The organism is Flavobacterium sp. (assembly GCF_035195345.1).
GTDB lineage: Bacteria > Bacteroidota > Bacteroidia > Flavobacteriales > Flavobacteriaceae > Flavobacterium.
The window spans coordinates 2606228-2628884 of sequence record NZ_CP136574.1 but is presented as its reverse complement, the minus strand read 5'-3'; the positions used below and the strand labels follow the sequence as shown (position 1 = coordinate 2628884).

The window sequence follows — 22657 nt, the reverse complement described above, 5'->3', positions numbered from 1 at the left end:
AATAAATATATCCAATCCACAAAAGATATTTTGAATATTTAATCCACATTATCTTCCAAAAGTATCATAGTATTCTTCCGCATTTTGCTCATAACGAAGTAGTAAATCGATATTTTTCTTTTCGATTTCGGTTAATTCATCTTTAATATCCCCAAAAACTGGCATATACCAATCAAATTGTTCAAAATAAACACGCAATTGCTTATCGCGAAAAGCGAATCCGTGACGGGCAAAAATTGAATTTCTGAGAATAAAAATATCGGCTTTTGATAAATTGGAAACGAAATCAGAAGTTAATTCTTCATTTGAAGCGTTCTTTTCGAACAACTTTTCTGTAGTTGCATAATATTCGTTATCAATATACTCTTCAACCTTCCCATCAATTGTATCTGTAGCATAAACATATTCTTTTGATTTATCTGTATCAAAGAAAGTCATGTCTAAGTTTTGTGCTTTATCATAAACAAAAAGTTTCTTCTTTAAATCAAAATTTCGTTTATAAATCATTAATTCAGACTGTTTGTAAGCTTCCCAATTTCCTTTCATAACAGAATCGGTCTTTTTAATTTGAATTGAAAAATTTCCATCGGTTTTTGCTTTTTTGAACTCATCAACTTGCATTGTAAAACCGGATGTATTTTCAAACAATACACCTTTAAACGGACTAATATTTCCAGCAGAAATTGAATGTCCAATGATAGAATCACCTTTAATTTCATCTATCGAAAATGTGATTTTTCTAGTAATTAAGTTTGAATATTTTTCGTTTCCATAAATTGTATCCATTTCTTCATCCGATAAATTAGCATTAAAATCGCCCACCCAATAACCTAACAAATCTTCTTTGCTATTCACAACTAAGCTATTACTAACCTTTGGTTCTACGAATTGAATTTCTTCAAAAGTTTGCTCTGCTACAAATTTCCTTTCATTTTTAATTGCTTCTTTACAAGAAATAGTTAAGAATAAGATACAAATTAATGGATACAAAAATTTCATAAGATGGATTTAATAAATCAAAAATAACAAAAAACCCGACACTTTTCAGTATCGGGTTAATTTATAATTTATCTGAAATTAGAAATCTCTGTTTACATCAAAAGCTTCTAAATAATCTGCAACGCGTTTCACGAAACTTCCTCCTAACGCTCCATCAACTACTCTATGATCATAAGAGTGTGATAAGAACATTTTTTGACGGATTCCAATGAAATCACCTTCTGGGGTTTCAATAACCGCAGGCACTTTTCTAATGGCTCCTAAAGCTAAAATACCTACTTGTGGTTGGTTGATAATTGGCGTTCCAAAAATAGAACCAAAAGTTCCTACATTTGTAACTGTATATGTTCCGCCTTGCGTATCGTCTGGTTTTAATTTTCCTGCTTTAGCACGGTTTCCTAAATCGTTTACTGCTTTTGCCATTCCAACTAAGTTTAATTGGTCAGCATTTTTAATTACAGGAACAATTAAGTTCCCGTTTGGTAAAGCAGCAGCCATTCCTAAATTGATATTTTTACGTTTAATAATAAAATCACCATCAACTGAAATATTCATTCCTGGGAAATCTTTCAAAGCTTTTGCAACCGCTTCCATCATAATTGGAGTAAAAGTTAGCTTCTCACCTTCTCTCTTTTCGAAAGCAGCTTTCACTTTATCTCTCCATTTTACGATATTAGTAACATCAACTTCAATGAACGATTGTACGTGAGCCGAAGTTTGAACCGAAGCTACCATGTAACCCGAAATCAACTTACGCATTCTGTCCATTTCCACAATCTCATCCCCACCATTTACAGAAACCGGTTGCGGGTTTGAAGTTACGGGTTTCGAGTTTTGAGCAACAGGAGTTGACTGAATACTTGAAGTTGAAGACTGAACACTAGTTTGACTTCCTCTATTTTTGATATAATTTAATAAATCTTCTTTGTTTACGCGACCATCTTTACCAGAACCAGCAATTGTCTCTAATTCGGCTAAAGATATTCCTTCTTCTTTTGCAATATTTTTTACTAATGGCGAAAAGAATTTATCCGATGTTGAAAAATCTGCTGGAGCAACAGTTTCTTTTGCTGATTCTACTTCTTTAGCAACTTCAGCAACTGCAACTGGAGTGTCTGCTTTAACATCTGGAGTTGATGCAACAGCACCACCTTCGGTTTCGATAATAGCGATAGTTTGTCCTACTTGAACTACATCATCGGTATTAAATAAAATTTCAACAAGTGTTCCTGCAACTTCCGAAGGCACTTCACTATCTACTTTATCAGTAGCTATTTCAAGAACTGCTTCATCCATTTCAATTTTATCGCCAACTTTTTTTAACCAGTTGGTTACGGTTGCTTCAGCAACACTTTCACCCATTTTAGGTAATTTCAATTCAAACTTTGCCATATCTTTAAACTAAAGTTGTTTTTTTCTATTTGATTTGCAAAAATAATAATTTTTCAATCAATATACAGAGAATTCAATAATTTTTTACAACAATCTTATTTGCCCTCTATCATTAGAATTATTACTTCCTATTAAATAATTAGAACTTAAAATATAATTCTTGAAACTTATATTTTTAGACTTATTTAACTTCATAAAAGTAATAATTTCAGTAAAACTAAAACTAGTGGTATCAAATATTATTTCTATATTTTTTTGAGATTGATGCTCAAAATGATTAAAATCAGATAAATAAGTCGTTTTTTTTGATAGTTCTAACTTCAAATTTTCTTTTGTAAAAACAATGTATTCGTCAATATTTCGGACTTCATTCTTCTGCTGATTCTTTTTCAACAAACTAAAAACAACAGTTCCCGCTTGCATTATCACATCAAAAAACCAAGATTTTTTGAAATGTTTTTTATAAAAAAATTGCATCGCTTGACGGAAACGCTTCATATAAGTTCCATCTCGAACGGTACTTTCTCCTTTATAATGGATCACCGAAGTTTCGTGAAAGTAATAATTCGATTTTCCAGCTTTCAAAACTAAATAACTTAAATCGATATCATCCGAATACATAAAGCAATTTTCATCAAACCCGCCAACTTTTAAATATAATTCGCGTTTCATCATCATAAAAGCACCAACTAAAATATCCACTTTCCCAGATTCGTTTTCGGACAAATGCTGAGCATAATATTTTCCAAAATAATTTGAAATTTTATACAATCCAAAAATCTTAGTAAAAGCTACCCAAGGAGTTGGAACGCCACGTTTACTTTCGGAAAGGAAATTTCCAGCACCGTCGATTAATTTACAACCTATAATTCCAGTGTTCAGTTGCCAGTTTTTAGTGTTCAGTATTTTAGAAAAAGTATCTTCAGCAACAACCGTATCTGGATTCAAAATACAAATGTATTCACCATTTGCTTGAGCAACTCCGATGTTATTTGCTTTTGGAAAACCTAAATTATCTTGGTTTTCGATTAGTTTGATATGCGGAAATTTGGTTTTCATCATCTCGCAACTATCGTCAGAAGAAGCGTTATCAATGACTATAATTTCGCTATCAATGCCTTCCAATGCTTTTTGAACACTAAAAACACATTGCTCTAAAAAATAGCGGACGTTGTAGTTGAGAATGATTATGGATAGTTGCATTGTACAAATATAACAAGAATTAAATCTTAATAGTTTAGATATTTATCAAGTAAAATTGGATTTTTCTTATTGTTCCAAAATAGAATCAAATCAATTCTTAATTCTATTTCTGAAATTTTGAAGTAAATAGTTGTCTGTTTTGAAATCACAAAAGAATATACTTGATTTTCAGATTCATTTTTTCCAATTTTTGGATTTTCAGAAATTGATTGAAGACAATTTTGAACTAAAAGTCCAAATTTATCAACTTCTTTTTGATTCCATTTTTCAAAAATAAAATCCATTTCTTCAGAAAAAGTAATTTCTGCTAATTTTGACCAATGAATCGAATACATTATTTACTTGAAATTGTATTTTTTCTTCATTTCTGCCATAACTTGTTCATGAGGCTTTGTTTGCCCCAATTCAATTTGTTTGAGTCCAATTTCAAGCATTTGAACCAAAACAGGATGTAATTCTTCAGAAGATACCTCACTTTTAGGAGTTACTTCGTATGCTTCTGCTGGTTCTTCTATTTTATTTTTCTTTTTGGAAATCATAAAATGCATTTTCACAAAGTTAGGAAATAATATAGAATATTATTCTTTTATTTTCAAATCTTTGATTAATTCTGAAGGCTCAACGGCTAGTGCTTTTGAAATTTTAAAGAATAAATTCATTGTCATTCCTTGATTATGATCAAAAATAAGTCGAATTGTTTTCTCATCACACCCAACGTCTTTTGCAAACTTAGATTTATTCCCTTCATATTTTTCAATAAAGAGATCATAAATTCTTTTAATCAGAATAGCTTTTATTTCTTCCAATTGTTTTTGCATTTAACAAATAAAACCAACTAAAAGAAAAAAAATCAATTCTTGTTACGGAGTTTTATCCGAATTTTATATATTTGGAAAATTTTAAACTATTCAAAATGAAAAAAATTCTATTATTAAGCATCAGTATTTTGATTTTTGCTTCGTGTTCTAAAGATGATGACAACACTACTACTGTAACCAATGCAACGGTAATTTTAAAAAATGCTAGTGGTCAACCTGTTTCAGGAATAACAGTCTATAGTTATTCAGAAGATAGCTGGGAAGTTGACGGAGACAATTCATTCTTTTCAAATCAAAATGTGATTTCTAATCCAGAAGGCAAATCCACATTTAGTAATTTAGAATATACAGGAACCTTTTTTCCAAATGAAAATCAAGAAACTTACCATTTTTCAGCACATTATAGTCTTGGCGGAGTAAATAAAAAGAAAGCTGTTGGTATGACTTTTAACAAAGGAGAAGCAAAAACTGTTAATATTACAATTGATTAAATTCATAAAAACAAGTAATCCAAAGCCGTCAGAAATGATGGCTTTTTATTTATTCCAAAACATTGTACCATCAATTACAATAGCCTATTTTTGCAAAACGATTGGCACATTGCCATATTGTCTAATTGACAAATTAAAAGAATGAATTACTTATCAGTCGAAAATATCTCAAAATCCTATGGCGAACGCGTGTTGTTTGACAACGTTTCTTTTGGAATTAATAAAGACCAAAAAATAGCTTTTATCGCTAAAAACGGTTCTGGAAAAACCACCATTATGAACATGATTAATGGTTTGGATGAGCCTGATACAGGTCAAGTGGTGATTCGAAAAGAAATCAACATGGCGTTTTTGTCGCAAAACAATAATTTGCAAGACGAATTGACCATTGAGGAAAATATTTTTGCTTCGGATAATGAAATTCTGAAAGTCATTGAACGCTACGAAAAAGCCCTAGAAAATCCGAATGATGAAGAAGCGTATCAAAGAGCTTTTGACGATATGGACCGCCACAATGCTTGGGATTTTGAAACGCAATTCAAGCAAATTTTGTACAAACTGAAGTTAGAAGACTTGAAAATGAAAGTCAAAAACATGTCGGGTGGACAAAAAAAGCGTTTGTCATTAGCGATTATTTTGATTAGTAAACCTGATTTATTAATTTTAGACGAACCAACCAATCACTTGGATTTAGAAATGATTGAATGGTTAGAAGATTATTTTGCAAAAGAAAATATCACGTTGTTTATGGTAACGCACGACCGTTTCTTTTTGGAACGTGTTTGTAACGAAATTATCGAATTAGACAACGGAAAAATATACCAATACAAAGGCAATTATTCGTATTATTTAGAGAAAAAAGAAGAACGTTTGGCTTCTGAAAATGCGAGTATCGACAAAGCACAAAACTTATTCGTAAAAGAATTGGCTTGGATGCGCCGTCAACCAAAAGCTAGAACTACCAAATCAAAATCACGCCAAGATGATTTTTACGTGATTAAAGAAAAAGCGGAAAGCCGTAGAAAAGAAAATGTAGTAGAGCTCGAAATCAACATGGAGCGTATGGGAAGCAAGATTATCGAAATGGTAAAATTGAACAAAAATTTCCCTGATAGAACCATTTTAAAAGATTTTAGCTATTCGTTTCAACGTGGTGAACGCATTGGAATTATTGGTAAAAACGGAACAGGAAAATCGACTTTCTTAAACATTTTAACCCAAACCATTCAACCTGATTCGGGTAAAGTGATTATTGGTGATACGATTAAAATTGGGTATTACACGCAAAGTGGTATCAATCCAAAACCAGGACAAAAAGTCATCGATATCATTAAAGAATATGGCGAATATATTCCGTTGACGAAAGGAAAAATTATTTCTGCTTCGCAATTATTGGAACGCTTTTTATTTGATGCGAAAAAGCAATACGATTTCGTAGAAAAATTAAGTGGTGGCGAATTGAAACGTTTGTATTTATGTACAGTTTTGATTCAAAATCCGAATTTCTTGATTCTGGATGAACCAACGAATGATTTAGATATTGTAACCTTAAACGTATTAGAAAGCTTCTTATTGGATTTTCCAGGATGTTTGTTAGTAGTGAGTCACGATAGATATTTCATGGACAAAATTGTGGATCACTTATTTGTTTTCAGAGGCGAAGGTGAAATTGAAGATTTCCCAGGAAATTATTCTGATTTTAGAAGTTATGAAGATTCGGCTGAACCAAAAAATTTAAATTCGGTTAGTACTGAAAAAGTAAGTTGGAAAGAAAAAAATACTACTTCAGCTGGTTTAAATTTCAATGAGCAGAAAGAATTCAATAAAATTGAAAAAGAAATCAAAGATTTAGAATACAACAAAAAACAAATCGAACAAGAATTCGCCGACGGTAAAGTAACTGATGATAAAATTGAAGCAAAAGCAAATGAATTACAAAAAATCATCAAATCTTTAGAAGAAAAAGAAGAACGTTGGTTTGAGTTGAGTTCGAAAATGGAATAAAAACTAGTTTGCAGTCTCAGTCTCAGTACGCAGGAAAAACTGTGACTGAAAACTGTGACTGAAAACTGTGACTGAAAACTGTGACTATAATTAAATCCTACATAAAATTCCTTTTCCATTCCAAAAACGAACATGGAGTGCATTCGCCATTTGTGTTTGATTTGGTTACGAAATGTTTTTATGACAACACAAAGTATCCAGAATACGAAACCTTAAAATCGTATAGAAAATCGCTTTTAGAAAATAAAAACACGATTGAAGTTACTGATTTTGGTGCAGGTTCACGAGTTTTTAAATCGAATACCAGAGAAATTGCAAAAATTGCACAAACCGCTGGAATTACTCTAAAAAATGCCGAATTACTTTTTAGAATTGTTCGCTATTTTCAACCAAAAAACGTTTTAGAAATTGGAACTTCGTTAGGATTGGCAACCTCAGCTCTTTCATTGGGAAATAAAAATGCAGAAATTATCACTTTAGAAGGATGTCCGAATACGTTGGCTATTGCCAAAAAAATGTTTCAAGTTTCAAGTTTCAAGTTTCCCAATAATACTGTTGAGTTTGTTAATACAGAATTTAATTTATTTTTTGAGAACTTCAAACCTGACTCGAGCTTAAAAAGCGAACTGGCGGAGCAAACTTTAAACTCGAAACCCCAAATCTTCAATTTGGTTTATTTCGATGGCAACCATTCCAAAAAGGCGACTTTAGCTTATTTTGAAGCCTTACTTCCAACGATTTCAAATGATTCTGTTTGGATTTTTGATGATATTCATTGGTCAGCCGACATGGAAGAAGCTTGGAAAATCATAAAAAAACATCCTAAAGTTTCAGTGACAATTGATACTTTTCAATGGGGAATTGTGTTTTTTAGAGCCAAACAAGAAAAAGAACATTTTATCATCAATCCGAATAAAACGGTTAGTTCGCATTTGTTTGAAAGAATTCGATTTTAGTTGTAACAAAATTTATATTTTTGTACTAATAATCAAACATCTATAAATTGGTTATTATGGAAAATCAATCTTTCTTTAAATCGAAACTATTCAAAATCTTACTCCCGATAGTTGTAGTATTAGGTATAATCTATATTGCTAAATCTGGATACTTATTTGGGCAATGGCTTCATAATGTTTTAAATTAATTCCGATAAATCGGCATAAAATTGTAACAAATTCCTTTCTTTTTCTACTTATAGATAGTTTTGAAGTCAATTTTCTGAATTCAAACTTCTAAATTCTAATTTCATTATGGCAAATCCGTTAATCAAAATAACCAATATCAAAAGAGATTTTCCTTTAGGAAACGAAATCGTTTATGTGTTAAAAGGCATCGATTTAGAAATCAATAAAGGCGAATATGTAGCTTTAATGGGACCTTCAGGTTCTGGAAAATCAACATTAATGAATATTTTAGGTTGTTTGGATACACCAACTTCTGGAACTTACATTTTGAACGGAAAACACGTGAGCGAAATGCAAGACGATGAATTGGCAGGAATTCGTAATAAAGAAATTGGATTCGTTTTTCAAACGTTCAACTTAATGCCAAGAACAACGGCTTTGGATAATGTAGCTTTACCGATGGTGTATGCAGGTCATTCTAAATCAGAACGTGTTGAACGTGCTACAGAAGTGTTGACACAAGTAGGTTTAAACGACAGAATGGATCATAAACCAAATCAACTTTCAGGAGGTCAACGTCAGCGTGTAGCGGTGGCTAGAGCTTTGGTGAACAAACCTTCTATCATTTTAGCCGATGAACCAACTGGAAACTTAGATAGTAAAACTTCGGTGGAAATCATGAATTTATTCAACGAAATTCACGCCAATGGCAACACGGTAATTTTAGTAACACACGAAGAAGATATTGCAGCTTACGCGCACAGAATCATTCGTTTACGAGATGGACTTATAGAAAGTGATACTATAAATTCTCATATAAAAAAATAAATTCAACTCACAATATTTAAACCTGACAAGATTTTGAATCCTGTCAGGTTTTTTCTTTAAATCCTTTTCAAATTATTACCTTTGCCTCAAAATTACCAAAATGACTTTTTCTGACTACACCAAAGAATTTTCCTATAACTTAAAACTTGCCTATCCTATTATTTTAGGAATGTTAGGCCATACCGTTGTGGGAATTGTAGATAATATTATGGTCGGAAAATTAGGTCCAACCGAATTGGCAGCGGTGTCATTGGGAAACAGCTTTGTATTCATAGCGATGTCATTAGGGATTGGATTTTCAACAGCCATTACACCTTTAGTAGCGGAATCAGATGGAAAAAATGATGTCGCTGGCGGTCGTTCAGCTTTTCATCATGGATTGTATTTATGTACGATTTTAGGTGTAGCATTGTTTACATTGATTTTCTTTTCGAAACCACTAATTGCTTACATGGGACAACCCGAAGCTGTTGTAGAAATGGCAAAACCATATTTAGATATAGTTGGTTTTTCGTTGATTCCGTTAATTATGTACCAAGCGTACAAACAATTTGCAGACGGTTTGAGTGAAACTAAATATTCTATGTGGGCAACCATTATTGGAAATATCACCAATGTGGTTATCAACTATTTTCTTATCTACGGAATTTGGATTTTTCCAGAATTAGGTATCGTTGGAGCAGCCATTGGAACTATTGCTTCTCGTTTTGTAATGTTAGGCTATATGCATTACATAATGAATCTAAAACCAAAATTCCATCCGTATTTTAAAGGGTTTAGCTTAAAAGAAATCAAGAAAGAAGTCAACCAAAAAATTATTAAAATTGGAATGCCTTCTGCCATGCAAATGTTCTTTGAAGTGGCTTTGTTCACTGGAGCCATTTGGTTGTGTGGAATGATTGGAACAACGAGTCAGGCTGCAAATCAAATTGCGTTAAGCTTGGCTTCATTAACTTTCATGTTTGCGATGGGATTAAGCGTAACTGCTATGATTCGTATTGGAAACCAAAAAGGATTAAATGATTATGTAACCTTAAGAAAGGTAGCCATATCAATTTTCTTATTAGCTGTGGTGATTGAAATTGTTTTTGCTTTACTATTTGTTGCTTTACATACGACTTTACCATACATTTTCGTAGACATCAACGATGTAAAAAACCTAACTGAAAACTTAGAAGTAATTGCAATTTCAGCTAATTTACTTTTGGTGGCAGCTGTTTTTCAAATTTCTGACGGCCTGCAAGTGGTGGTTTTAGGAGCGCTTCGTGGTTTGCAAGATGCGAAAATTCCAATGTATATTACGTTTGTAGCGTATTGGGGAATTGGATTTCCAATATCCATTTATTTAGGATTAGAAACCGAATTAAAAGCCGTTGGCGTTTGGATTGGACTTTTAGCTGGATTAACAGCAGCAGCGATATTTTTGTATATTCGCTTTAATTATTTGACAAAAAAACTGATTAAAAATTAATAACGTACAGACAAGTCATGACTTGTCTCAACTAAATTTAAAAACATGAACTTACCAAAATTTGTTATCGGAGATAATACCGATTTTCCTGAAGATATTTTCGTAATCCATTTAGAATATCCACGATTTGTAATCAATTTAAAAGATGATGAAGTAGAATTTTTAGAAGACATCGAAGAAGAAGACGAAAAAGAATTAGAATCGGAAATGGAACATTTAATTACCATTGCTGGAGAATTCTACGATAGAGAAATTGAACGTTACGAGCAGGAATAGAGTGTTAAGTGTTCAGTAAAAAGTGTTTAGATATTAAATTAATTAGATAGTAATGTTTCTTTCAATTATACAATTTCAGTCAAAAAGTTGGGAAATTTTTTTCTATCTCTGTCTTTTACTTTCACTGGCATTTTCTATGTATAAACTTAACAAATGGAATGTATCTGTAAGAAGAAAAAAGGAATTAGATGAAGCAATAACAAAAAGTAATATCATTCAGAGTCGAATCTTTATAATAATTTTATTATTTGGTGCTTTTATTTGTCTACTTGAATTAATTTTCAATTCTTAAAATACTGTTCCAACAAATTCACAGCCGCTGCAAAAGGTGAAATTTCATTGTTTAGCACGGCTTTTTTATTTTTTTCTAAGAGTTGAATAACATTCGAATGATTGTAAAAGTGTGATTTCAATTGTTCGTTTATGGTTTCCATCATCCAAAATTGGTTTTGATTTTGACGTTTTTCTTCGAAATAATGATTTGCTTTTACCAAATCAAAATACTCGGAAATAATTTCCCAAATCGCATCAATTCCTGTTTGTTCGTAGGCACTACAAGTCGTTACTTTCGGAATCCAACCTGAAGATTTGGCTGGAAATAAATGCAATGCTCTATTGAATTCTGTTTTTGCTAATTTAGCTTTCGCAATATTATCTCCATCGGCTTTATTGATTACGATAGTATCTGCCATTTCCATGATGCCGCGCTTGATACCTTGCAATTCATCGCCAGCGCCTGAAATTTTCAACAACAAAAAGAAATCGACCATACTGTGAACGGCGGTTTCGCTTTGCCCTACTCCAACCGTTTCAATGATAATTGTATCAAATCCACAAGCTTCACACAAAATAATAGTTTCTCGCGTTTTTCTAGCAACACCTCCTAATGTATCGCCCGAAGCACTTGGTCGAATATAGGCATTTTCATCTTTAACCAGTTCTTCCATTCGGGTTTTATCACCCAAAATACTTCCGTGACTAATTGACGAACTCGGGTCAACTGCTAAAACTGCAACTTTCTTTCCGATGGAAGTTAAATATTTTCCAAAAGCTTCAATAAATGTACTTTTCCCGACACCAGGAACTCCTGTAATTCCTATTCGAACCGAATTATTTGCATGTGGCAAACAACCTTTAATTACCTCATTCGCTTTGGTTAAATGTTCAGGATTTGTGCTTTCGACTAAAGTAATTGCACGACTTAAAGCGGTTTTATCTCCTTTTAAAATTCCAGCAATCAGCTCTTCTGCCGAAGGTTGTTTTCTTCGGAATTGTTGAATTTGAGTTGCTACAACCGCACTCAACGTTTCGGGTTGAGCAACGCCGTGAATTTCTGAAAGTGCCGATTGTTTATTTGGTGTTTTCAAAAGATAATTGCTTTCTGTAAAAATACAAAATTTATAGTAATAAAATCAGTAAGCGTATATTTGACATTTTGTTATCTTTACACTTCAATTGTACACTATGAATTCTGAAATATTACTTGCGCTTGAAAACATTGTAGGTTCGGCTTATATTTTTACTGATGAAGCTACTCGTAAAACATATGGACACGACGAAACGGAAGATTTAAGTTTTCCGCCTCATGTCGTGGTGAAACCTGCCAATACGGGAGAAGTTGTGCAAATTTTAAAAGTTTCGAACACGTATAAAATTCCGACAACACCAATTGGTGCGCGTACGGGATTAAGTGGCGGAGCCTTATCGATTTATGGTGGCATTGGAATTTCAATGGAACGATTCAATCAAATCATTGAAATTGATGAACAAAACCTACAAGTTACAACTCAACCTGGTGTAATTACACAAGTTTTACGTGAAGCTGTTGCCGAAAAAGGCTTGTTTTATCCCGTAGATCCAAGTAGTATGGGTAGTTGTTATATTGGTGGAAACATTGCTGAAAATTCTGGTGGTGCAAGAGCTTTGAAATATGGCGTTACGAAAGATTATGTGCTAAATTTAGAAGTTGTTTTACCGACAGGTGATATTATTTGGACAGGTGCTAATACCTTGAAAAATTCAACGGGTTATAATCTTACGCAATTGATGGTTGGTAGTGAAGGAACTTTAGGTATTGTAACTAAAATTGTATTGAAATTATTACCTCAAAATAAACACAACGTTTTGCTTTTGGTTCCATTTTATAAAGCGGAGCAAGCTTGTGAAGCGGTTTCGGCTATTTTTAGAGCGGGAATTATTCCAAGTGCTATAGAGTTTATGGAACGTGATGCCATTGATTGGACATTGAAATTTGTCGATGGGTTGAATGTGGAAGTAAAAGACAACGTTCAAGCGCATTTGTTGATTGAAGTAGATGGAAATTATCCAGAAATTTTGATGCAAGAAGCCGAACAAATTTTGGCAGTAGTAGAACAATTTGAAATCGACGAAGTATTATTTGCCGATACCGAGGAACAAAAAAATGCGCTTTGGAAAATGCGCCGTTCTGTTGCGGAAGCGGTAAAAGCAAATTCGATTTATAAAGAAGAAGATACCGTTGTACCAAGATATGAATTACCAAAATTATTAAAAGGAATCAAAGAAATTGGTTCGAAGTATGGTTTTCAATCGGTGTGTTATGGACATGCAGGCGATGGCAATTTGCATGTAAACATCATCAAAGGTAACATGACCGATGACAATTGGAAAACTGAAGTTCCAAAAGGAATTCGTGAAATTTTTGAATTAACGGTTGGTTTAAAAGGTACACTTTCTGGTGAACACGGTATTGGTTTGGTGCAAAAAAACTACATGGATATTGCGTTTTCAAAAGTACATTTGGAATTAATGGAACGCATCAAAGCGATTTTTGATCCCAATAATGTATTGAATCCAGGGAAGATATTTCCTGATGGGAATGATTAATTCAACTACTTATTCAAAAACTCCATCAAACTCGCATCCGCATTTTTAAAAGTTGGTGCTTGTTCTATAATACTGGCTACGCGCTTTTTGTTTAATTTCATTGTAATATCAGCTTCAGTAGTAAATAACAAAGCAGATAAAAACGGGTTGTTGATATGCGGAATTAGCTCCGCTTCTAAATTGTCTAATTTGCAGATTTTTACTAATTCTTGCTTTTCGGTAGTGTAAATTTTATACGTCATCGACAATTTTAAGATATTGTCTTCTACGATGGTTTTTACGTAAATATTTTGTAATTCGGGCTTTCCAACGGTTTTAGCTAGTGTTAATTTCGCAAAAGTACCTTCAGCGATACTTGCTCTAACTTGGTTGAAAAACTCAGTATAGGTGATGTTATTTTCGTTCATGTTATAATCCTAAAGCTTTTACAATTTTGTCATTAAAAATCATAGAAAACATTTTATTCTCTTTGTCTTTATTTAAAAACTTCCATTTGTTTTTGGTCAAATCATCAGAAACAGCAATCAATGTAGAACGCATTTCTATACGAAAGGTATTGGTTAATTTATCATACGATACTTTATCAGCTCCCATCGAACTTTTAAAAATATCTATCATAGATTCTGCATCTTCCATGGGCTGTTTAAATTTCATAGCCATCACATTATTATAATTAACCAAGCAAAACAATTTTGCTTCTATTTTTTTGATTTCTCCATACGAAAAATCAGGTTCAACTTCTACTAATTTGATTGAAAATTGTTCGTTTTCCATCATTTGACCAAACATGGTTTTCATTTGCTCTTGCGAAACAATATCAAATACTTTTGGATAAGTAGTTTCAAAAATATCTTCAAAATTCATATTAACACTAGCCTTGTATGACTTAAGTGCTTCTGCTTTTAAAGAGGCTATGTCTTGCGCAAACAGTGAAATAGTTTGAAAAAGGAATAATGTTAAGAATACAATTTTAGCTTTCATTTGACTTTTTTTAATTTTATCAAAGATAATTACTTTAATGGAATAATTAAATTGGATTATAAATAATCGTATGACTAAATTAGCATATTACAGAAACAAATTTTTAAATCTATTTATTTTGAGATTATTTAAATTAAAGAATGAAAAATTAAGCAAGATTTAAAAATCAGAATTAATTTCATGGAAACTTATGCTTACATTTGAGTAACTTAATAACTATATTATGGAAACTCGAAACTATTCAAAAGTATACAGAATTCTACATTGGCTAATTGCCCTTACGTTTATCTTGTTGTTGCTAACTATTTTTTTACGCAAAACATGGATGGAAAAAAACCATGTGGCTGGAATAATTCAGGATTTTTTAGGGGATAATGGACATACCGCTTTATCGGAAGACGAAGCCATTTTGTTAGCTAAAAAAATCAGAAAACCGATGTGGAATTGGCATATCTATTTTGGTTATGTATTAACCGGATTGTACTGCATTCGTTTGGCTGTACCATTTTTTGGAGAAATGAAATTTTCTTCTCCTTTTAAAGCAGAATTAGACTCGAAAACCAAATTTCAATTTTGGGTTTATCTTGTATTTTATGTATGTACTGCTATTTCGTTAATAACTGGTTTGTTTATTGAGTTTGGCCCTAAAAATTTAAAAGACCCAATGGAAGAAATACATGTTCTTTCGTTGTACTATTTACTTGGATTTATGGTGTTGCATTTTGGCGGTGTTTTACTTGCCGAATGTACCACTCAAAAAGGATTGATTTCAAGAATAATTAGTGGTAGTAAAAAAGAGTAATCCTAAATCATATAATTCTTAATCCCGAGTGAATTCACTCGGGATTTTTTTTATTCTAAAAACCAAGAACTTTGGTATTCTGTTATTTTTATCTAAATAAATTAAATTTTTATTGAAATTTGCAGAGTAATTTTAAACTTAATACTTATGTCAAAAACAAACAACTTCGTATTTTGGGGCTTATATGCCATAGCTTGGCTTATTTTTGTAGGATTGTCTATTGAAGCAGGAGCCTTACTCGTTAATTTCTTTTTCAGTATCTATAACCCTGAAATTATTAGAAATCTGTATCAAAAGTTAGACTTAATGGAAATGTATCAAAGTAGTAAATTAACTTTTTATGGTGTTTATAGCTTTATACTTATCATTTCTATTTTAAAAGCGGTGCTATTTTATGCCGTAATTCATCTCATGCACAAAATGAATTTGTCAAAACCGTTCAATACTTTTGTGTCAAAACAAATTTTACTTATTAGTTATTTCACCCTTTCAATTGGAGTATTAAGTCATGTTGCCCGACAAATAGTTAAAAGTTTGATGCATCACGGTTTTGTTCCCGATAACTTAAATCAATTTTGGGCAGACAGCGGAGCTTTTATTTTAATGGGAGGTGTTATCTATATTATCGCGATTATCTTTAAAAAAGGCATCGAAATTCAAGAAGAAAACGAATTAACCGTATAAATTATGGCAATAGTAGTAAACTTAGATGTGATGATGGCTAAACGAAAAATGTCGCTCAACGAACTTTCGGAAAAGGTAGATATTTCCTTAGCAAATTTATCTATTTTAAAAAATGGAAAGGCTAAAGCTATCCGTTTTAGTACACTTGAAGTAATTTGCAAAGCATTAAATTGCCAACCTGGTGATATTCTGGAGTATGTAGAAGATTAGATTTAGGACTTTTTTAACTTTATTGAGAGTAGAATATTCGTAAATTTAGGTATTATTAATTTAATCCTTAATGCTATGTTAGTTCAAATTCATACCGACAAAAATATTGAAGGCGGAAGCCGTTTTTCAGAATTCTTTACCAACGAAATTAAAAATGAATTAGCACGATTTGACGAAATTGTAACGCGAATTGAAGTTCATGTTACGGATGAAAATGCAAGTAAATCTAGTCCAAACGATAAAAAAGTCGTTATTGAAGCTCGTGTAGAGAAAAAAAAACCTATTGCTGTAACGGCTCATGGAGATACCGTTGAAAAAGCATTTTTTGAGGCTTTAGAAAAAGTAACTCGTGTTTTAGATACAGCGGTAGAAAAAATAAAAGAACATTAAAAACAATCAATCCCGAGTTTATGCTCGGGATTTTTTTATAAAAAAATATTATTTCAAACCGGCTAAACTTTGCTCAATCATGGCAATTTTTGCTAAAGCATCGGCTTCTTTTTTGCGCTCATTGGCAATTACTTGTTCTGGTGCTCCAACCACGAATTTTTCATTCGAAAGTTTGCCTTGTACAGAGCGTAGAAAACCTCTAGTATAGTTTAACTCTTCAGTTAATTTAGCTACTTCAGCTTCTAAATCGATGTTTCCTGTAATTGGAATAAAATATTCATTCGATTTCACACGGTACGATAAAGCACCGTCTACTTTATCAGAAACATATTCTAAAGTAGTAACATTTCCTAACTTCTGAATCACCGAATCAAAATAGACTGATGCTTTTTCATTATTCATCACACGTAACTCAATTACATCTCTAAACGGAATATTTTTATCTTTACGAATGGTTCTAATTCCAGAAATAACTTCGGTTGCGAAATCAAAATCGGAAATTAATTTTTGATCAAATGCTTTTGCTGTTGGCCACTTTCCTACTATCAACGCTTGTTCTGGGGTTCTTTCAGCAATATGATGCCAAATTTCTTCCGTTAAAAACGGCATGAACGGATGTAACAATTTCAAGTTAGCTTCTAACATTTCAATTGCTTTGTCAAACGTAGCACGATCGATTGGCTGTTGGTAACCTGGTTTAATCATTTCTAAGAACCACGAACAAAAATCGTCCCAAACCAATTTGTAAATTGCCATTAACGCATCAGATAAACGGTATTTATCAAAATTATCTTCAATTTCGGCTAAGGTTTGTTGTAACTTCGCTTCGTACCATTCAATGGCAACTTTTGAAGATTCTAGTTGTGCAATATCCGCTACTTCCCAACCTTTGATTAGTTTGAAAGCGTTCCAAATTTTATTAGAGAAACCTTTTCCTTGGTTGCATAATTCTTCGTCGAATAAAATATCATTTCCTGCCGAAGCACTCAATAATAATCCCACACGAACACCATCTGCACCAAATTTTTCAATTAGTCCGAGAGGTTCAGGAGAATTTCCTAATGATTTCGACATTTTACGGCCTTGCTTATCACGAACTAATCCTGTTAAATATACGTTTGAAAATGGTTTTTCGCCTGCATATTCATAACCAGCAATAATCATACGTGCTACCCAGAAAAATAAAATATCTGGACCCGTAACTAAATCGTTGGTAGGATAATAATATTTAAAATCTTCGCTTTCTGGATTCAAAACACCACCAAAAACAGCCATTGGCCATAACCATGAGGAGAACCAAGTATCAAGTGCGTCAGCATCCTGACGTAAGTCAGCAGTGGTTAGAGTTGAGTTAGCAGTTTTTTCTTTTGCAAGCTCAAGCGCTTTTTCGATGTTTTCAGCCACTACGAAATCTTCTTTTCCGTCACCAAAATAGTACGCTGGAATTTGTTGTCCCCACCACAATTGGCGCGAAATATTCCAATCGCGAATGTTGTTTAACCAATGCGCATAGGTGTTATTGAAACGACTTGGATATAATTTGATTTCGTCTGATTCTAAAACAGCTTTGATGGCTGGTTTTACTAATTCTTCCATACTTAAGAACCACTGATCTGATAATCTTGGTTCGATTACCGCTTTGGTTCTTTCAGAAGTCCCCACTTTATTTAAATGCGTTTCAGTTTTTGCTAAAGCTCCGATAGTTTCTAATTCTTTCGAAATCTCTTCACGAACCACAAATCGGTCTTTTCCTTGGTAATGCAATCCGAATGAATTCAAAGAAGCATCTTCGTTGAAAATATCGATAATTTCTAAATTGTGTTTATCACCTAACGTTTTATCATTAGTATCGTGAGCTGGCGTTACTTTTAAACAACCTGTTCCAAATTCAACATCTACATATTCATCTTCAATAATAGGAATAACTCTACCACAAATTGGAACGATTGCTTTTTTACCTTTTAAATGTGAAAAACGTTCATCATTTGGATTGATACAGATTGCAGTATCTCCAAAAATGGTTTCTGGACGGGTTGTTGCAACGGTTAAAAAATCTTCAGAACCTTCAATTTTGTATTTGATGAAATATAATTTTCCTTGACGTTCTTCAAAGATTACTTCTTCGTCAGATAAGGTAGTTTTTGCTTCAGGATCCCAGTTTACCATTCGGTAACCGCGGTAAATCAAACCTTTGTTGTATAAATCTACAAATGAATGAATTACAGATGCTGACATGTCGTCATCCATCGTAAATTTAGTACGACTCCAATCGCAAGAACAACCTAATTGTTTTAATTGTTCTAAAATGGTTCCACCGTATTTATCAGTCCATTCCCAAGCGTGTTTTAAGAATTCTTCGCGTGTTAAATCGTTTTTATTGATGCCTTCTTCTTTTAACTTAGCCACTACTTTAGCTTCGGTTGCAATTGAGGCGTGATCTGTTCCTGGCACCCAACAAGCGTTGAACCCTTTTAAACGCGCACGACGAATTAATACATCTTGAATAGTGTTATTCAACATGTGTCCCATGTGTAAGACTCCCGTTACGTTTGGTGGCGGAATTACAATGGTGTATGGCGTTCTATGGTCGGGTTTAGAGGTGAAATAATTATTTTTCATCCAATACGCGTACCATTTTTGTTCTACTTCTTTAGCGTTGAATTGTGCAGGAATCATTATTGTGTTTTATTGTTTGTTGTTACTAGATTGTTGCTTTAAATATGATGAAACAACGAATACAAAAACTCCTAAAGTTAGCCTTTTAGCCCCGATGGGAGCGGCACCTTGTATAGCGGACAGCGGGAAAATGGATTACTGATAAATCCCGAACGATTCGCTAGATAAATATTTAGGCAAGATAACTTGGGTATGTTTTTTGCAATACTAAATGCAAAAGTAACTATATCACGAAAATAAAAAAAATGTTAAGAGTAGTTTGTTGGTTACTTTTATTTAATTATTTTTACAACAACCTATTAATTTATAAGATGATGAAAAAAATACTTGTTTATTTAACTTTACTAGTTGGAATATCTTCCTTTGCTCAAAATGGCCCTAAGATTGAGTTTAAAGAGGAAACCATTAATTATGGAGAAGTGGAAAAAGGAAAAGACGATGGGATACGAATTTTTGAATTTACAAATACTGGTAATGAACCTCTTTTAATTAGAAACGCAAAATCTAGCTGTGGTTGTACGGTTCCTGAATGGCCAAAAGAACCAATTCCACCAGGAGGAAAGAGTCAAATTAAGGTACAATATAATATGAATCCAGGTCCAATAAGCAAAACAATTACTATTGAAAGTAACGCTATAAACAAACCAAATGGTATGGTGCCCCTTCGAATTAAAGGTACTGTTATTGTTAAGGAAGAAGTTAGTCCTTTAGTAAAAAAGAAAACGTTTCCTAATTTATAAAGAAAAAAATGAACAGGCTCCAAAAATAAGATACTTTTTGGAGCTTTTTTTATAGGATTTTTTCTAAATAAAATTTAAAGGTTTTAATTTCTCCCTTACGGTCAACTTTCATTGTTATTTGTTTCCCTTCTTTAGAATGAAATAAATCAACTATCCTTTGTATTGTTAGATTTTGAGAAGAATAATTATTAAGCTTTAATATGACATCACCTATTTGTAATCCAGCACGCTCGGCTGGAGAATTTTTCCGTATAGAATAAATTTCAAAATTTGGCTTTAATTCAAATTTAAAATAATCTGAATAAGTATCAGCTGCTGCATTTTTATCAAAATTAATAACATTAGTAGAAAAGGCATTCTCTACTTTTTCTTTAACAAATTGAAATCCAATATGCTGTACTTCAATACCAGACATATTATAATTGAATGGTCGATAGAATAAATTATTCTTTTTAAAGTAAATCATCTGCCTTTTATAATCTATAATCCAATTGAATCTTTTAATAACTTCACCTCCTAACAATCCATTTCGATTTTGAATTATTGTGTTTTTATCAAAAAAAGTTACTTCTGGATAAGAAACTAAAACGTTTTTTAGAACATTATTTTCAAAATTAACTTCTTCTACTCTAGATTTTTTTCCATAAATATCGCCCGAAAGTCCTTTACCCAAATAATCTGAAAAGAAAGACGAATTACACTTTATACTATCATTTTCAAAAAGCCATAACCCATCGCCTAATCCCGTATCAAAAAGCAATTTTAAATCAAATTCACTATTTTCAAGTTTGGTTTTTAAAAAAATATAAGGTCTATCATTATTAATTTCAATTTTTGAATGTATATAGTCATCATTTAATTTTATTAAAGAAGATTTATATAAGATTATATTCTTTTTTTGATAATCAATTTCAATAAGGTAATTTTTAAAAAAAGAACTTCCTAAAATACCATTTATTGGAATACCTAACTTATTTACTAAACTAATATCCCTATCAAAGACAAAAATTGCTTCAAAATCATTATCGCTATATTTCCTTATTTGTAATTTATTGTTTGTTGACAAATACCCCTCAACCTTTTCACTAATTCCAGCCCCAGAAATTGTTATCAAATCAGCTTCTTTTAAAACCATAGACTCATTGTTTGGTATACTAAATACAATACTTTTAGATGCACCTGTATCCGCAATCATTTTTAATTTAACATCATTAAAAACAACATCTACTATAATTAGATTATGAGAAAGTTCAAAAGGAATTTTTATCCTATCTCTTTTAGAATTCCAAGACACAGAATTTTGTGCTACAGAAACTGCAGAGCTTAAAATCAGAATTCTTAACAAAAATAATTTCAACATTGATTTTTATTCTAAGATACAAAAAACAATAGTTTAATTAAATGATTTAACATTTTTTAATCAGTTGTTTCATTATTATAACAAAAAAAAATGCAATTTTGCACATCTTTAAAAAACACATCATGCCAAAAGTTTCCATAAAAGGGCAACAAATGCCAGAATCGCCAATTAGAAAATTGGTACCATATGCAGAAATTGCTAAGAAAAAAGGTAATAAAGTATATCATTTAAATATTGGTCAACCCGATATAAAAACTCCTGATGTAGCTTTAGAAGCTGTAAAAAATGCAGACATTAAAGTGTTAGAATATAGTCATTCAGCAGGTTTTGAAAGCTATAGAACAAAACTTTCTCAATACTATAAAAACCATGGTTTACCAATAGACACACAAGATATTATTATTACAACTGGAGGGTCTGAAGCCTTACTATTTGCAATGGGAAGTACAATGGATGTAAATGATGAAATCATTATTCCAGAACCATTTTATGCAAATTACAATGGATTTTCTACAGCATCTGGAGTAAAAGTAGTACCTGTAATTTCTGGAATAGAAACAGGATTTGCGCTACCTCCAATTGAAGCTTTTGAAAAACTAATTACGCCTAAAACGAAAGCAGTTTTAATTTGTAATCCAGGTAACCCTACAGGTTATTTATATTCACAAGATGAAATTTTAAAATTAGCTGAAATTGTTAAGAAACATGATTTGTTTTTAATTGCTGATGAAGTATATCGTGAATTCATCTACGATGGAGACAAACACTATTCTGTAATGAATGTTCCTGGATTAGAAGAACATGCCATTATGATTGACTCTGTATCCAAACGTTACAGTATGTGTGGAGCGCGTATTGGGTGTATTGTTTCAAAAAACAAAGAAGTAATGGCTACTGCAATGAAATTTGCTCAAGCTCGTTTAAGCCCTCCTACATATGCTCAAATTGCAAGTGAAGCTGCATTAGAAACTCCACAAAGTTATTTTGACGATGTAATTTCTGAATATAAAGACCGAAGAGATACTTTAATTTCCGAATTAAACAAAATTGAAGGTGTAAAAGTAGCAACCCCAAAAGGAGCTTTCTATTGCATTGCTAAATTACCAATTGATAATGCTGATAAATTTGCTCAATGGCTATTAGAATCATATGATTTCAAAGGTGAAACTGTAATGGTAGCACCTGCAGCAGGATTTTATTCAACGCCAAATATAGGCTTAGACGAGGTTCGTATTGCTTATGTATTAAAGAAAGATGATTTAATCAAATCAGTTCAAATTTTAAAGGAAGCTATTACAACTTACAATAAAAAATAATTTAATTATTATAACAAATCTTTTATA

Annotated in this window: 24 protein-coding genes; 13 read left to right on the top strand and 11 right to left on the bottom strand. The window is 32.2% G+C overall.

The features are described from left to right. Window positions 1-48: 48 nt before the first annotated feature. The 6 genes from RSE15_RS12185 to RSE15_RS12160 form a co-directional block, all read right to left on the bottom strand. On the bottom strand, window positions 49-999 hold the full coding sequence (locus RSE15_RS12185) for a YARHG domain-containing protein (RefSeq protein WP_324068823.1): 951 nt from the start codon (window positions 997-999) through the stop codon (window positions 49-51). Between the two features lie 78 nt (window positions 1000-1077). Further along, window positions 1078-2391: a dihydrolipoamide acetyltransferase family protein gene (locus RSE15_RS12180; protein ID WP_324068822.1), complete on the bottom strand. Its 1314-nt coding sequence runs from the start codon at window positions 2389-2391 to the stop codon at window positions 1078-1080. An 84-nt stretch (window positions 2392-2475) separates the two neighbouring features. Continuing rightward, window positions 2476-3594, bottom strand: coding sequence for a glycosyltransferase family 2 protein (locus tag RSE15_RS12175; RefSeq protein WP_324068821.1), 1119 nt, complete (start codon window positions 3592-3594; stop codon window positions 2476-2478). 26 nt (window positions 3595-3620) lie between these two features. Beyond that, window positions 3621-3929, bottom strand: a complete 309-nt coding sequence (locus RSE15_RS12170) for a type II toxin-antitoxin system RelE/ParE family toxin (RefSeq protein ID WP_324068820.1) — start codon at window positions 3927-3929, stop codon at window positions 3621-3623. A 3-nt stretch (window positions 3930-3932) separates the two neighbouring features. Continuing rightward, complete coding sequence (locus tag RSE15_RS12165) at window positions 3933-4133, bottom strand: hypothetical protein (RefSeq protein ID WP_324068819.1); 201 nt, start codon at window positions 4131-4133, stop codon at window positions 3933-3935. A 39-nt stretch (window positions 4134-4172) separates the two neighbouring features. Continuing rightward, window positions 4173-4400 (bottom strand): XRE family transcriptional regulator, encoded by a 228-nt coding sequence (locus RSE15_RS12160; RefSeq protein WP_324068818.1) that lies wholly within the window; start codon window positions 4398-4400, stop codon window positions 4173-4175. Between the two features lie 107 nt (window positions 4401-4507). On the opposite strand from RSE15_RS12160, the gene RSE15_RS12155 reads away from it, so the two are divergent. From RSE15_RS12155 to RSE15_RS12130, 6 genes are all read left to right on the top strand, one after another. After that, window positions 4508-4903 (top strand): hypothetical protein, encoded by a 396-nt coding sequence (locus RSE15_RS12155; protein WP_324068817.1) that lies wholly within the window; start codon window positions 4508-4510, stop codon window positions 4901-4903. 141 nt (window positions 4904-5044) lie between these two features. After that, a complete protein-coding gene (locus RSE15_RS12150) occupies window positions 5045-6907 on the top strand; it encodes an ABC-F family ATP-binding cassette domain-containing protein (RefSeq protein WP_324068816.1) in 1863 nt (620 codons plus the stop codon). 80 nt (window positions 6908-6987) lie between these two features. Further along, window positions 6988-7863 (top strand): O-methyltransferase, encoded by an 876-nt coding sequence (locus tag RSE15_RS12145; RefSeq protein ID WP_324068815.1) that lies wholly within the window; start codon window positions 6988-6990, stop codon window positions 7861-7863. Between the two features lie 294 nt (window positions 7864-8157). Beyond that, window positions 8158-8859 carry an ABC transporter ATP-binding protein gene (locus tag RSE15_RS12140; protein ID WP_324068814.1) on the top strand — a complete coding sequence of 234 codons (702 nt, stop codon included), beginning with the start codon at window positions 8158-8160 and terminating at the stop codon, window positions 8857-8859. Between the two features lie 100 nt (window positions 8860-8959). Continuing rightward, complete coding sequence (locus tag RSE15_RS12135; protein ID WP_324068813.1) at window positions 8960-10330, top strand: MATE family efflux transporter; 1371 nt, start codon at window positions 8960-8962, stop codon at window positions 10328-10330. Window positions 10331-10375: 45 nt separating this feature from the next. After that, window positions 10376-10606, top strand: a complete 231-nt coding sequence (locus RSE15_RS12130; RefSeq protein ID WP_008253940.1) for a DUF8828 family protein — start codon at window positions 10376-10378, stop codon at window positions 10604-10606. A gap of 281 nt (window positions 10607-10887) precedes the next feature. On the opposite strand, the gene meaB is transcribed toward RSE15_RS12130, so the two are convergent. Beyond that, complete coding sequence (gene meaB, locus RSE15_RS12125; RefSeq protein WP_324068812.1) at window positions 10888-11973, bottom strand: methylmalonyl Co-A mutase-associated GTPase MeaB; 1086 nt, start codon at window positions 11971-11973, stop codon at window positions 10888-10890. A gap of 97 nt (window positions 11974-12070) precedes the next feature. On the opposite strand from meaB, the gene RSE15_RS12120 reads away from it, so the two are divergent. Next, a complete protein-coding gene (locus tag RSE15_RS12120) occupies window positions 12071-13471 on the top strand; it encodes an FAD-binding oxidoreductase (protein WP_324068811.1) in 1401 nt (466 codons plus the stop codon). Window positions 13472-13476: 5 nt separating this feature from the next. Here the strand turns inward: RSE15_RS12120 and RSE15_RS12115 are convergent, their stop codons facing one another. After that, window positions 13477-13878 carry a hypothetical protein gene (locus tag RSE15_RS12115; protein ID WP_324068810.1) on the bottom strand — a complete coding sequence of 134 codons (402 nt, stop codon included), beginning with the start codon at window positions 13876-13878 and terminating at the stop codon, window positions 13477-13479. 1 nt (window position 13879) lies between these two features. Next, window positions 13880-14452, bottom strand: coding sequence for a hypothetical protein (locus RSE15_RS12110; protein ID WP_324068809.1), 573 nt, complete (start codon window positions 14450-14452; stop codon window positions 13880-13882). Between the two features lie 223 nt (window positions 14453-14675). Here RSE15_RS12110 and RSE15_RS12105 point away from each other — a divergent pair, with 223 nt between their 5' ends. The 4 genes from RSE15_RS12105 (at window position 14676) to RSE15_RS12090 (ending at window position 16538) form a co-directional block, all read left to right on the top strand. Then, entirely contained in the window at window positions 14676-15254 is a 579-nt protein-coding gene (locus tag RSE15_RS12105; RefSeq protein ID WP_324068808.1) for a cytochrome b/b6 domain-containing protein, read from the top strand. Window positions 15255-15401: 147 nt separating this feature from the next. Beyond that, window positions 15402-15938: a DUF2975 domain-containing protein gene (locus RSE15_RS12100; protein WP_324068807.1), complete on the top strand. Its 537-nt coding sequence runs from the start codon at window positions 15402-15404 to the stop codon at window positions 15936-15938. 3 nt (window positions 15939-15941) lie between these two features. Continuing rightward, on the top strand, window positions 15942-16148 hold the full coding sequence (locus RSE15_RS12095; RefSeq protein WP_324068806.1) for a helix-turn-helix domain-containing protein: 207 nt from the start codon (window positions 15942-15944) through the stop codon (window positions 16146-16148). A 75-nt stretch (window positions 16149-16223) separates the two neighbouring features. Beyond that, window positions 16224-16538, top strand: coding sequence for an HPF/RaiA family ribosome-associated protein (locus RSE15_RS12090; RefSeq protein WP_324068805.1), 315 nt, complete (start codon window positions 16224-16226; stop codon window positions 16536-16538). Window positions 16539-16586: 48 nt separating this feature from the next. Here RSE15_RS12090 and RSE15_RS12085 read toward each other — a convergent pair whose 3' ends face one another. Further along, window positions 16587-19217: a valine--tRNA ligase gene (locus RSE15_RS12085; RefSeq protein ID WP_324070472.1), complete on the bottom strand. Its 2631-nt coding sequence runs from the start codon at window positions 19215-19217 to the stop codon at window positions 16587-16589. Between the two features lie 311 nt (window positions 19218-19528). Here RSE15_RS12085 and RSE15_RS12080 point away from each other — a divergent pair, with 311 nt between their 5' ends. Continuing rightward, entirely contained in the window at window positions 19529-19954 is a 426-nt protein-coding gene (locus tag RSE15_RS12080; RefSeq protein ID WP_324068804.1) for a DUF1573 domain-containing protein, read from the top strand. A gap of 49 nt (window positions 19955-20003) precedes the next feature. On the opposite strand, the gene RSE15_RS12075 is transcribed toward RSE15_RS12080, so the two are convergent. Continuing rightward, complete coding sequence (locus RSE15_RS12075) at window positions 20004-21314, bottom strand: PDZ domain-containing protein (RefSeq protein WP_324068803.1); 1311 nt, start codon at window positions 21312-21314, stop codon at window positions 20004-20006. Between the two features lie 122 nt (window positions 21315-21436). Here RSE15_RS12075 and RSE15_RS12070 point away from each other — a divergent pair, with 122 nt between their 5' ends. Further along, window positions 21437-22630 carry a pyridoxal phosphate-dependent aminotransferase gene (locus tag RSE15_RS12070; protein WP_324068802.1) on the top strand — a complete coding sequence of 398 codons (1194 nt, stop codon included), beginning with the start codon at window positions 21437-21439 and terminating at the stop codon, window positions 22628-22630. Window positions 22631-22657 lie beyond the last annotated feature (27 nt).